Here is an 11,828-nt window from a genome sequence, read left to right on the forward strand (position 1 = left end):
CCTCCTGCGTGATGGATGGGAACAGCCTCGCAGCACGAACTGCCGCGGCGAGAGCGCCGCGCCGAACATCGACGCCCACAGCCTGAACCATGCCCCGGTGTGCGCCGCTAGGCTTGCGGCGGAATATCCGGCGAGCGGGAGCAGATGAATTGAGCACCAATCCGGGCGGGTGGCCGCCGCCGCAGCACACCGGAACCAACCGCAGGCTTCTCGTCATCCTGACTCCCATCCTGGTCCTGGTGCTCGCCGTCGCGGCCATAGGTATCGGGTTGGTGGTGCGCACCGCGACGGCCGAGGAGATCCCCGGCCTCGCGATTCCCGCGGTAGACGGCGCGTCCCCCGCGAATGTCACCGCTGATGGCGCGGTCCGGGTCGGCGACCCGGACGCGAAGGTGACGGTGCGGGTCGTCATGGATCTGCAGTGCCCGGTCTGCCAGGCGTTCGAGGAGTTCAACGGCGCGGTGCTGGCGGACGCGGTCCGCGACGGCACCGCGGCGGTCGAATACAGCGTTATCTCCTTCCTGGACCGGGCCAGCACCACCGAATACTCCTCGCGGGCAGGTAATGCGTCGTTCTGTGTCGCGAACACCGGAGTGCAGGAGTACCAGGCCTGGCTGGCCGAGATGTTCGTCCGGCAACCCCCCGAGTACAGCGACGGCCTGCCCGACAGTGATTTGATCGGTATCGCCGAATCGACCGGCTACACCGATTCCGCTGTGGCCGAATGCATCACCGGCCGGTCCTATGACACCTACCTGAAAGCGAAGACCCGGGAGGTCCTCGCCGGCGGGGTGAGCGGCACTCCCACCGTCTACATCGACGGCGCGGAGGTCACCGACCGCGGCGCCCTCATGACCCAGAACGGTCTGGCTCCGCTGCTGGACGCCGCGCGCTGAGCAGGAAATGCCGAGGCCGGGCAGGGCGTGGGTCCGGCACACCCGCGCCGGTGCGCCCGCGGTAGCACGCCGTCGGCGGCGTATCAGGCAGACGTCAGGTCCGTGTCAGCATCACCGCCGACAGTGTTTCCATGAACAGCACAGCAATCGCGGCTTCCGGGCTGCGGAAGGCCTACGGGGACAAAACAGTCCTCGACGGGATCGATCTGACTATCGGGGCCGGCACCATCTTCGCCCTGCTCGGCCCCAACGGGGCGGGGAAGACGACCACGGTGAACGTCCTGACCACCCTGTTGAAAGCCGACGGCGGCACGGCGCGGGTCGCGGGCCACGATATCGCCTCCGCGACCAAAGCAGTGCGGGCGGCGATCGGGGTAACCGGTCAGTTCGCGGCCGTGGACGATCTGCTGACCGGGCAAGAGAACCTGGAATTGATGGCAGATATCCACCGGCTGAAGGGCGGCGACCGGAAACGGGTGGTGACCGATCTGCTGGATCGATTCGAACTGGCGGATTCGGCGCGTAAACGGGCGGCGACCTATTCCGGTGGTATGCGCCGGAAACTGGATCTGGCGATGACGCTGGTCACCCGGCCGCAGATCGTTTTCCTGGACGAACCCACCACCGGCCTGGATCCGCGTAGCCGCCGCACCATGTGGGAGATCGTGCGGGATCTGACCTCCGACGGTGTGACGATCTTCCTCACCACCCAGTACCTGGAGGAAGCCGATCAGCTGGCGGACCGGATCGCGGTACTCGACCAGGGCCGGATAGTCGCCGAAGGTACGGCCGAGGAACTCAAACGGCAGGTGCCCGGTAGCTATATCGGACTCCGGTTCACCCACATCTCGGAACTGGATGCCGCGGCGCGGATCCTGCCGGACGGCACCCGCGACGACGAGTCCCTCACCCTGCGGATACCGGGCGACGGCGGGTCGAAATCGCTGCGCCGCATCCTGGACCGGCTCGACGAACAGTCCCTCGAAGCCGCGGAGATCTCGGTGCACACCCCCGACCTCGACGACGTCTTCCTCTCCCTCACCGGCCACGCGACCACGGAGGTCACCACATCATGAGCACCCTCATCGCACCGCTGGCCGATTCGTCGATCATGCTGCGACGCAACTTCAAGCACATCGCCCGCACCCCGGTGACGGTGTTCAACGCGGCCTTCATGCCGGTCGTGATGATGCTGATCTTCGTCTACGTGTTCGGCAGCGCGTTCGACGTCGGCGGCAACTACATCGACTACGCGGCACCGGGCATGCTGCTCCTGGCCATCAGCTACGGATTGTCGGGCACCGCCGTGGCGGTGAGCTCGGATATGTCGAAGGGCATCATCAACCGGTTCAAGGTCATGGACGTCTCCCGCGGTGCCGTCCTGACCGGTCATGTCGCGGCCACCATCCTGACCAACGCCGTGGCGATCGTGGCGATTCTCGCCGTGGCGTTCGCGCTCGGGTTCCGGCCGCCGGCGACCGCGCTCGACTGGCTCGGCGCGCTCGGCATCCTGGCCGCCACCTCGTTCGCGGCGGCCTGGCTGACGGTCGCGCTGGGTATGGCGGCCAAAACCCCGGAAGCCGCGGGAATGGGCGTGGTGCCGCTGATCATGCTGCCGTTTCTCAGCACGGCGATCGTGCCGGCCGAGAAGATGGGGCAGGGGGTGCGGCAGTTCGCGCAGTATCAGCCGTTCACGCCGATCATCGAAGCCCTGCGCGGATTCCTGGCCGGCAACCCGTCCGGCGGCTACACTGCCGCCGCGCTCGGCTGGTGTGCCGGATTCGCGATCGCCGGATACCTGTGGTCGCGGTCCACATTCAACAAGCGAGCGTAGCCTCGGCCAGTTCCGGCCAGCTCGCCTGCGCACCGGCCCCCATCGCCTCGGTGAAGCCCGCTTCGCCGAGGCGATCTCGTGCTGTCCGCTCGATGCGGGCGATATCGGGATGGGAGAGATCGGGCAGCCCGCGTACCGCGGTGCTCGCCGCGAGCAGCCGCACCGCCTGTTCGTCCTGCCCGGACCGCAGCGCCAGGTCGGCGATTCCGACGAGGACCCCGGCGATCAGGGGCGCGTGCCCGGATTCGGCGGCGCGGCGGAACGCGGTGGTGTGATGTTCGCGGGCCTCGTCGAGTCCCTCGGCGAGGTAGCCGAGCAGGTCGTGGATCACCGCGGCGTTATGCGGTTGCTCCGCCTCGTCGCCCAGCGCGGCGGTTGCGAGTTCGATCTGCCGGTATGCCGCCGCGGTATCGCCGGTGCGCCGCGCCGATTCCGCCTTCCCCAGGGCGAGTTCGGCCAGCGCGGACGGCCACCGGGCTCGATCCGCGCATTTCTGCGCCTCGTCCATGGCGGCCGCGCCCGCGTCCTCGTCACCCAGCATCCGATACAGCTGGGCCTGCCGCACCCGCATCCGCACCGCGTCCTCGACCGCGCCGACCTCGCTGACCACCGCGATCGCCTCCTCGTAAAGCTCGCACGCACGGGCGAAATCGCCGCGGGTGCCGATCCGGTCCCCGAGCTCGCTCAACGCGAACGACATTCCCCAGCGCTCACCGAGGTTCCGGAATTCGGCCAGGGCCGCCGCGAGGTATTCATCGGCCTCCCGGCCGCCGTGGCCGAGCACGGTACGCAACTTGCCCAGTTGCAGCCGGGCCAGCGCCCGGACCCACGGGTCGTGATGGGTGACGAGTGGCTCGAACGCGGGCAGCAACTGGTCGGGCCCGGCGAGCATACGTTCCAGCGCGCCGGTGAACGCCAGCGCCGGATGGCCGGTCCGGCTACCGCGACCGAACCGGTACGCCTTGTGGATCCATTCCTCCACCTGGACCGCGTCATTGCGGCCGGAACTCCCGAAATGCACAACCAGCCCGTACACCAGGGCCCGGGTCTCATCGTCGACCTCGCCGGGCATATCGGCAGCCGCGGTGACCAGCTCCGCGCCTTCGGCCTTGTGCCCGCCCAGCCACCAGTACCAACCGGCGTTCGCGGCGAGCAGCAGTGCTCCGGTCCCGTCACCGGTCGCGAGCGCCCCCCGCATCGCGACCGCGATATTGTCGTGCTCGGCCTCGAGCCGGGCAAGCCATTCCAGCTGTTCGGCGCGGCGCAGATGTGGTTCCGCGGTGGTGGCGAATTCGATGAAATACGCCAGGTGCGCGCGCCGCGCCGCGTCCTCCTCCCCCGATTCCACCAGCCGGTCCCGGGCGTACTGCTTGATGGTGTCGAGCATCCGGTAGCGCGGCTCGCTGTCGCCGGGGCCGGATCCGGCGCCGGGATCCGGTGCCGGTGCAGTAAAGGTGACCAGCAGCGATTTCTCCGTCAGGGAGGTCAGCAGGTCGAGGACCTCCCACGGCTCGATGGCCGGGTTCTCGGCCGCGTCCGCGCAGACCCGTTCGGCCGCCGCCAGACTCGCGCCGCCGGAGAACACCGCGAGTCTGCGCAGGACCATCCGTTCGGCGTCGGTGAGCAGTTCCCAGCTCCAGTCGACCACCGCGCGCAACGTCCGGTGCTGCGGTATCGCGGTACGACTGCCGCCGGTGAGCAGGCGGAATCGATCATCGAGGCGGTCGGCGAGCTGTTCGAGCGACATGGTGCGCAGCCGGGCCGCGGCCAGTTCGATCGCCAGCGGTATGCCGTCGAGGGCCCGGCACACCCGCGCCATGGTCGCCCAGCCGCGGTCGTCGACGGCCGGGTCGGTGTGTACCGCACGCGCGCGGTCGCGGAACAACTGGACGGCCGGGGAGGATTCGATCTCCGCGGAGTCGGCGTCCGCGCCGGGTAGTGCCAGGGGCTGAACCCGCCACAGCGCCTCACCGGTGATGCCGAGCTGTTCCCGGCTCGTCGCGAGGATCCGCAGCCGCGGGCACTCCCCGAGCACCCGGTGCGCGAACGCCGCCGCGGATTCGATCACATGCTCGCAGTTGTCCAGGATCAGCAGGGTTTCGCGATCGCGGATGGCCGCGACGAGCCGGTCGATCGGTTCCGCGTCCGGCGCTCCGCCCAGCAGGGCGTCCCGCAGGCCGAACGCGGCCAGCGCCGAGCGGGCGATATCGCCGCTCGCACCGAGGGACGCCAGTTCCACCACCCAGGCGCCGTCCGGCAGATCGTCGAGCAGAGTGCGCGCGGTTTCCAGTGCCAGCCTGGTCTTGCCCGAGCCACCCGGCCCGGTCAGCGTGGTGAGACGATGGCCGGCGATGAGATCGCGGACAGCCGCGACATCGGCGTATTTGCCGATGAATTCGGTCAGTTCGGCCCGCAGGTTGGTTCGGCGTTCGGTCTCGCGCGCCCCCACTTCGCCACGTAACAGCGCGACATGCAACCCGGAGAGTTCCGGCGAGGGATCCACGCCGAGAGTGTCGGCGAGTTCCTCCCGCGCACGCTGGTACACGGTCAGCGCCTCCGTGCCCCGGCCCGCGGCGCCGAGCGCCCGCATCAACGCGGCGACGAGCCGTTCCCGCACCGGGAACCGGGCCACCAGCTCGGTCAGCTCGGCCACCAGCTCCGGGCCCCGGCCGAGCCGGATCTCCGCCTCGTACCGGTCCTCGAGCGCGGCCAGGTGCAGCCCCTCGAGGCGGGCGATGACCGCGTCGACGGCCTCGCTGTCGCGCACCTCGACATCCTGCATCGGCGTACCGCGCCACAGCTCCAGGGCTTCGCCCAGCAGCGGGGCCCGGCGCGCGTCATCGCCGCCGCGGGCCCGGTCGAGAAGCTGTTCGAACCGCACGGCGTCGACATCGCCGGGCCGCACCATCAGCCGGTAACCACCCGCCTGCCCCTCGAGCACCCCGTCCGGCAGCACCCTGCGGAGCCGGGAGACCAATGCCTGCAGGGCGTTCGCCGCGTCGGCGGGGGGCTGCTCGCCCCAGATCCAGTCGACCAGTGTCGCCCTCTGGACCACTCGTCCGGGTTCCAGCGCCAGCGCGATCAACAACGCCCGGAGCCGGACACCCGGTATTTCGACCGATCCGCCTTCATCCACCCGGACATCGAACGGTCCGAGCAATCCGATCTGCACCGGACCATTCTGCCGTGCCCGGCCGCGGGGCGGTGTCCAGCCCGGCAACGACGGCCGGAAATATCCGGAATAGACCCGTTGAACAGCGCAAACGCCATATCAGCGGGGATGTCAGATCGCTGTCAGGGCGGTATCAGCCCACCGGGCGAAAGTTTCTCTCATCACCGGCACAGCGAACGCCGCCGAGTCGAAGACAACGATCCACCTACTCGAAGGAGAACTCCGATGACCACCTTCACCACCCCGGAACCGATTGCCGTCACCGTCGACGTGATGTCCGGCGATGTCACCGTGATCGCCTCGGACCGCACCGACACCGTGGTCCGGATCCGGCCGGCGAACGCGGCCGGCAAGGCCGATATCCGGGCCGCCGAGCAGACCCGCGCCGATTTCACCGCCGGTGTCCTGACCGTGCACACCCCGAAGGATTGGCGGACCTACACCCCGTTCGGCGGCAACCCGTCGATCGAGGTGAGCGTCGAGGTGCCCACCGGCTCCCGGCTGAAGGCCACCGCCGGGGTGGGCCGGTTGGTGAGTATCGGTGAACTCCGGCGTGCCGACCTGAATATCGCCGCCGGCGATATCGTCGTCGAACGCCCGGGCGGCGCGGTGACCGCGAAAACCGCCAAGGGCGATATCCGTATCGAGGACGCGGTGCGTGGCGAGCTGCGGCTGGAAACCTCCTACGGCGAACTGCAGGTCGGCATCCGTCCCGGCAGCGCGGCGTGGCTGGAGGTCGACGCCACCCTGGGGACCGTGCAGAACCTGATGCAGCCGGTCGACGCCGCGACCGCGGACACCGTCCGGGTCCACGCCCGCAGCGCCTACGGCAACGTCGTCGTCCGGCACGCCGTCGCCCCCCTTGCCCGGACGCGGGGATAGCCGATGGAGATCGGCGCCGATCGGGGGCGCTGTATCGGCGCCGGAATGTGCGTCCTGACCGCCCCCGATGTATTCGACCAGGACGACGCGGACGGCCTGGTGCTGATGTCGACCACCACCCCCGCACCCGAACAGGAGCCGGCCGTCCGCGAGGCCGCCCAGATGTGCCCGGCCGGCGCGATCATCCTCCGCGCCGGTCCCCGGCCCACCCCGCCACCGCCAACGCCACCGGCGCCACGAAAGGAAATCCGATGACCCGGACGATTCCCGTCCCGCAGGGCCTGCCCATGGACCGCGATGCGGGCCCCTTCGACCCGCCCCGCGAGATCACCCGGCTGCGCGAAGAGCGCCCGGTCTCCCCCCTGCTCTTCCCCGACGGGCACAACGGCTGGCTCGTCACCGGCTACGACGAGGTCCGCGCGCTCCTGGCCGATACCCGGTTCAGCTCCCGTCAGGACATCGGTGTCCTGCACGTTCCGTACGAGACTCCCGGCATACCGGCCGCCACCGAACCGTCCCCGCAGATCCCGGGCCTGTTCATCGCCATGGACCCGCCGGACCACACTCGATTGCGGCGCAAGCTCACCGGAGCCTTCACCGTCCGGCGCATGAAAATGCTGGAAGAACGCATCGTCGAAATCACCGAGCGGCAACTGGACGCGATGGCGCGCCTCACGCCGCCGGTGGATCTGGTGAAAGAGTTCGCGCTCCCGGTGCCGTCACTGGTGATCTGCGAACTGCTCGGCGTCCCCTACGAGGACCGGGAGACCTTCCAGGCCAACTCCGAGAAGTTCCTGGTCAAAGACCAGGAACTCGACGAGAAGATGGCCGCGTTCGGCGCCATGAACATGTACCTGGCCGGACTGGTCACCCGCAAGCGCGCCGAGCCCGGCGAGGACATCCTGTCCGATCTGGCCCGCGACGCAGACCTGAGTGTCGAGGAACTCACCGGCGTCGCCTTCCTGCTGCTGCTCGCCGGCCACGAAACCACCGCGAACATGTTGTCACTGGGCACCTTCGCGCTGCTGGAGAACCCCGGGCAGCTCGCCGAACTGCGCGCCGACCCGGACCTGATGCCCGACGCGGTCGAGGAGCTCATGCGTTACCTGACGGTCGCCGATATCTTCTACCGCTACGCCACCGAGGACATCGAACTCGGCGGTGCGACGATCCCGCAGGGGTCCACGGTCGTCGTCTCGCTACTGGCCGCCAACCGCGACCCCCAGCGCTTCGACAACCCCGACGCCCTCGATGTGCATCGCCGGGCCCGCGGCCACCTGTCGTTCGGCCACGGCGTGCACCAGTGCCTCGGCCAGCAGCTGGCCCGCATCGAGATGCGGGCGGGTTTCGCCGGACTGCTGCGCCGCTTCCCCACCCTGGCGCTCGCCGTCCCCGCGGATGAGGTGCCGCTGCGGACCGATATGAACATCTACGGTGTCCACGAATTGCCGGTCACCTGGACGGATACGGACCGCTGATCCGCGCCGGCGGATACTAGTCGCGGAGTCGGGTGAGTTCGCCCGACTCCGCGCGCATCGCGGCGCTCAACTGGGCCAGCGCTTTCAGGAAGGGCTCGTGAACCGCCCGCCATTCCGGTGACCCCGCCCCGGCGGGGCCCACCACCACGGCCTGCGCGATCAGCGTCTCCCGGATATCCCGGAGCCGCTCGTAGGCGGGCCGGGCGTGATCGCAGACGACCTTCGGTGCGATCAGTTCGAGTTCGTACATCGCCGCCACCAGTTGGTGGGAGCGAAATGCGGCGGTGGCCTCGGACCGGGCCAGGGGTGTGGGACCCTCGATCGCAAGGGCCTGTATCGCGTTGTCGGTCTGGGTCAGTGCCGCCAGGAATCTCACGTAGACCTCGCGCCGGGTCTCCCCGACCCGTATCGCACGTTCCCGTCGCGCCCGCAGCGACTCGACCAGCATCGTGGAACCCGCCCCGAGGAACGCGCCGCCCAGTGTTCCGACTACCGCAACCCACTCCAGTGCCACCCTGTCACTGTATCCAGCACAACGGCTTTCGAGTACCACGCTGGCGCGGAGCCTCCCCTCCCCCACCGTGCATCACCCGGCGATCATCCCCGCGGCCGAGTGGGCGTCACCGACTCCAGCCGTGGGTCATAGCGATGTGCTCGGCCAGATCTTCGATCGTCATCATTTCCGGGTGGCTGTAGTAGATCAGCTCGAATCGGCGCTGCCGCCACGATATCGGGTCCCTTCGCCCGTTATCGCTGGTGTCGCAGAGGGTTTCCAGCCGATCGAGATCGAACGGTTCCTTGCCGCGTGCGTGCGCGTCGGCCTTCACGGCTGCCAAGCGTTCCATCTGTGACAGATCCGCTCTTTTCCATACCCCTGCCGCGAACCGGCGCGCTTCCTCGAGGTCCAATGACACTCCCTACTTGCCCGTGGGCCCCGGTCCACCCGGAACACTGGTTTAGCCACGAGTAGTTCTGGGTACAAGATTACGTCTACGCGCCCGGGGGCGCATCGTCGCCGTCTCGGACCGGACACATTCGCAGGTCCCGGCATCACGCCGGAATCGGTGGACTGTACCGGCCCTGCGACGGTGCAGTTGCCGGAATGGATGGGTGGGCAGAATATTTCGCCACACCCGGTGTACTTCCCTCCAGTATGCCCGGTCCGGCCGGTGCGGAGGTAGGCGGCGGGTATCGCGGTCCCCGCGGCGCCGGGCTCCTGGCTCAGTTCCGCCAGCACCGGTTGTATAACCGGTAAGTAGCCATTACACATCGACGGGCGGCCAGTGCCGAGCAGAGCAGACATGCGGATCGGCATCACTCCGGGGTGAGCATCCGGGACCTCGCCGCCGGCGCCGGGGTTCGGAGCAACTACGGCTCTCAGCCGTCCGCTCCGGTGACGGCCACGATGATTTCGGCCTGGAAACGGGGGCACTCCGTGAAGTCCTCGTAGCGGCAGGTGAGCACATGCGAGATCAGGTTCTTCGAGGTCTGGATCCGGGCGATCTGCGCATCGAGGGCATCCAGCTGCGACTCCAGGATGCGGCGGCGGCCACCCCCGTCGCAGGCGTCGAGTAGCTCTCCGGTCCGGGCCAGGCTCAGGCCGATCTGCTTGCTCCGCAGGATCATCGCCACCCGGGCCAGATGCGCCCGGTGGTAGCGGCGGCGGCCGTTGACGCGGGTCGCGGGTGTGAGCAGGCCGACGGACTCCCAGTGCCGGAGCACATGGGGCGCGAGGCCGAATCGCTGGGCTACCTCACCGATCGAGAAGGTGGCGCCGTCCGGAACGGCCGACGGGTCCGGGCTTGACTTCATGTTCACATTAACTTGCACAGTGGGGTGCGGCGTCAACCCCGCGCCGAGCCCCGAGAGGTGACAGATGGAACCACGCACACAAGCCGACCTGTGGAACGAGCGCTACACCCGGGCGTTCGAGTCGTACGGCACCGACCCCAACGATTACCTGCGCGAAGTCGCGGACCGGATCCCGGACGGCCCGGTCCTGTGCCTGGCCGAGGGCGAGGGCCGCAACGCGGTCTTCCTGGCCGGGCGCGGACATCCGGTCACCGCGGTGGACCTTTCCGAGGTCGGTCTGGCCCACGCCAGGAGCCTGGCCGCCGACCGCGGGGTAATCCTCGAGACCGTGGTCGCCGATCTCGCCGCCTACGAGTTCGGCGAATCACGATGGGCGGGCATCGTCTCCATCTGGGCGCATGTACCGTCCGCGCTCCGTCCGGACCTGCACGCGGCCTGCGCACGGGCGCTACGCCCGGGTGGGGCGTTCGTCCTCGAGGCGTATACGCCGCGGCAACTGACCCGGCCCGGTATCGGCGGGCCACCGTCCGCGGATGCGCTGCCGACCGCCGCCGAACTCCGCCACGACCTGTCCGGTCTGCGGATCGAACACTGCCGGGAGACCGACCGCGATATCACCGAGGGGAAGTACCACCACGGCCCCAGCAGCACCGTGCAGGTCCTGGCCTTCAAGACCGGACAGCCCTAGCCGGACCGGTGCGGAGCTCATCGAGCCGGACCGCGACACCGGGCAGGCCGATCAGCGAGTGCTGCCCGCGTGCGTATAGCGGATCGACCAGCCGCCCTCCCAGCGCGCGCCGGGCTCGAGCAGACGCAGGCCCGCCCCCGAGTTCAGCGCGTCGGGAGGCGCGGTCATCGGTTCCAGTGCGACGGCGAGCCCGCGCCCCTGCGGACGGGGGAAATCCGGCGCGGTGAACACCTGCAGGTAGTGCCAGCCCTCGTCGTGGACGAGCGCCACCGAGGATCCGTCGGGTGCGGTCAGCCGGGCGGCCACCCCGGCCCGGACGCCGCCGAACGGGGTATCGAGGTTCAGGTCCTGCACCACCGCGCCGGCGCGCAGGTCGTAGGGTGTGCCCTCGACCGGATGCGCCGCCACCGGATTCATCCGTGAGTCGAGGGCGTAGTAGGTATCCGCGGCCACGGTCAGTTCCAGTTGCTCCACCGGGAAGTCGCCGACACGCAGGTACGGATGCGCCCCCACCGCGTACGGCGCGCGACGGCCGCTGTGGTTCACCACCCCGTGCGTCACGGCCAGGCCGTCCGGGCGCAGTTCGTAGCGCACCCAGGTGTCGAGCAGGAAGGGCCAGCCGTGCTGTGGCGGCACGAGCGCGCCGAGAGTGACCGCGGTCGCGGAGTGCTCCCGCACCTCGTAGTCGGTGTTGCGCAACAACCCGTGGATCGCGTTCGACCGGGACACCTCGGTGATATCGAGCAGCTGCGGTTTACCGTCGAGCGTCCAGACGGCATCGCGAACCCGGTTGGGCCACGGCACCAGCACGATCCCGGACGCCATCGGCGGCGCTGCCCCGGCGGCCAGCGGTTCGGTCACCGCGACACCGCCGACGACGAGCCCGCGCAGCACGGCCGCGACGGTACCGAACTCGGCGCGCACCCCCGCCGACTCCAGGACGATCGAACGACCGGTCGCGGTGGGTTCGGATGCGATCACACCACAACCCTAGAGGCCGTCCGCCCCGGACCGCGGGGATCCGGTCCGGCGGCGAGCCGGGCGTCGCGCCCCGCGCCGGATGCCG

12 protein-coding genes are annotated in these 11,828 nt (G+C 69.3%); 7 read left to right on the forward strand and 5 right to left on the reverse strand.

The genetic code is table 11. From position 1 onward, the window contains the following. The first annotated feature begins 149 nt into the window (after nucleotides 1-149). The 3 genes from AB0F41_RS11665 to AB0F41_RS11675 all read left to right on the forward strand — a co-directional run bounded on the left by AB0F41_RS11665 (nucleotide 150) and on the right by AB0F41_RS11675 (nucleotide 2,730). Nucleotides 150-896 (forward strand): DsbA family protein, encoded by a 747-nt coding sequence (locus tag AB0F41_RS11665; protein ID WP_357422743.1) that lies wholly within the window; start codon nucleotides 150-152, stop codon nucleotides 894-896. 131 nt (nucleotides 897-1,027) lie between these two features. Beyond that, complete coding sequence (locus AB0F41_RS11670) at nucleotides 1,028-1,972, forward strand: ATP-binding cassette domain-containing protein (protein ID WP_357422744.1); 945 nt, start codon at nucleotides 1,028-1,030, stop codon at nucleotides 1,970-1,972. After that, the gene (locus AB0F41_RS11675; RefSeq protein ID WP_357422745.1) at nucleotides 1,969-2,730 is read left to right on the forward strand and encodes an ABC transporter permease; all 762 of its coding nucleotides are present in this window, start codon (nucleotides 1,969-1,971) and stop codon (nucleotides 2,728-2,730) included. The genes AB0F41_RS11670 and AB0F41_RS11675 overlap by 4 nt, the downstream gene beginning before the upstream one ends. Here the strand turns inward: AB0F41_RS11675 and AB0F41_RS11680 are convergent. Continuing rightward, a complete protein-coding gene (locus AB0F41_RS11680) occupies nucleotides 2,714-5,902 on the reverse strand; it encodes a BTAD domain-containing putative transcriptional regulator (RefSeq protein WP_357422746.1) in 3,189 nt (1,062 codons plus the stop codon). The genes AB0F41_RS11675 and AB0F41_RS11680 overlap by 17 nt on opposite strands. A gap of 225 nt (nucleotides 5,903-6,127) precedes the next feature. Here AB0F41_RS11680 and AB0F41_RS11685 point away from each other — a divergent pair, with 225 nt between their 5' ends. The 3 genes from AB0F41_RS11685 to AB0F41_RS11695 are packed head-to-tail and all read left to right on the forward strand — an operon-like array spanning nucleotide 6,128 to nucleotide 8,262. Then, nucleotides 6,128-6,784, forward strand: a complete 657-nt coding sequence (locus tag AB0F41_RS11685) for a DUF4097 family beta strand repeat-containing protein (RefSeq protein ID WP_357422747.1) — start codon at nucleotides 6,128-6,130, stop codon at nucleotides 6,782-6,784. A gap of 3 nt (nucleotides 6,785-6,787) precedes the next feature. Next, nucleotides 6,788-7,039, forward strand: a complete 252-nt coding sequence (locus AB0F41_RS11690) for a ferredoxin (protein WP_357422748.1) — start codon at nucleotides 6,788-6,790, stop codon at nucleotides 7,037-7,039. Further along, the gene (locus tag AB0F41_RS11695) at nucleotides 7,036-8,262 is read left to right on the forward strand and encodes a cytochrome P450 (protein ID WP_357422749.1); all 1,227 of its coding nucleotides are present in this window, start codon (nucleotides 7,036-7,038) and stop codon (nucleotides 8,260-8,262) included. The genes AB0F41_RS11690 and AB0F41_RS11695 overlap by 4 nt, the downstream gene beginning before the upstream one ends. Nucleotides 8,263-8,278: 16 nt before the next feature. Here the strand turns inward: AB0F41_RS11695 and AB0F41_RS11700 are convergent, their stop codons facing one another. The 3 genes from AB0F41_RS11700 to AB0F41_RS11710 all read right to left on the reverse strand — a co-directional run bounded on the left by AB0F41_RS11700 (nucleotide 8,279) and on the right by AB0F41_RS11710 (nucleotide 10,074). Next, nucleotides 8,279-8,776, reverse strand: coding sequence for a hypothetical protein (locus AB0F41_RS11700; protein WP_357422750.1), 498 nt, complete (start codon nucleotides 8,774-8,776; stop codon nucleotides 8,279-8,281). A gap of 106 nt (nucleotides 8,777-8,882) precedes the next feature. Continuing rightward, nucleotides 8,883-9,107, reverse strand: coding sequence for a hypothetical protein (locus AB0F41_RS11705; RefSeq protein WP_357422751.1), 225 nt, complete (start codon nucleotides 9,105-9,107; stop codon nucleotides 8,883-8,885). Nucleotides 9,108-9,639: 532 nt separating this feature from the next. Then, nucleotides 9,640-10,074 (reverse strand): MerR family transcriptional regulator, encoded by a 435-nt coding sequence (locus tag AB0F41_RS11710; protein ID WP_357422752.1) that lies wholly within the window; start codon nucleotides 10,072-10,074, stop codon nucleotides 9,640-9,642. A 64-nt stretch (nucleotides 10,075-10,138) separates the two neighbouring features. Here AB0F41_RS11710 and AB0F41_RS11715 point away from each other — a divergent pair, with 64 nt between their 5' ends. Then, on the forward strand, nucleotides 10,139-10,762 hold the full coding sequence (locus tag AB0F41_RS11715) for a class I SAM-dependent methyltransferase (RefSeq protein WP_357422753.1): 624 nt from the start codon (nucleotides 10,139-10,141) through the stop codon (nucleotides 10,760-10,762). 51 nt (nucleotides 10,763-10,813) lie between these two features. Here the strand turns inward: AB0F41_RS11715 and AB0F41_RS11720 are convergent, their stop codons facing one another. After that, the gene (locus AB0F41_RS11720; protein ID WP_357422754.1) at nucleotides 10,814-11,743 is read right to left on the reverse strand and encodes an aldose 1-epimerase family protein; all 930 of its coding nucleotides are present in this window, start codon (nucleotides 11,741-11,743) and stop codon (nucleotides 10,814-10,816) included. Nucleotides 11,744-11,828 lie beyond the last annotated feature (85 nt).

The organism is Nocardia sp. NPDC024068 (assembly GCF_040638875.1).
GTDB lineage: Bacteria > Actinomycetota > Actinomycetes > Mycobacteriales > Mycobacteriaceae > Nocardia.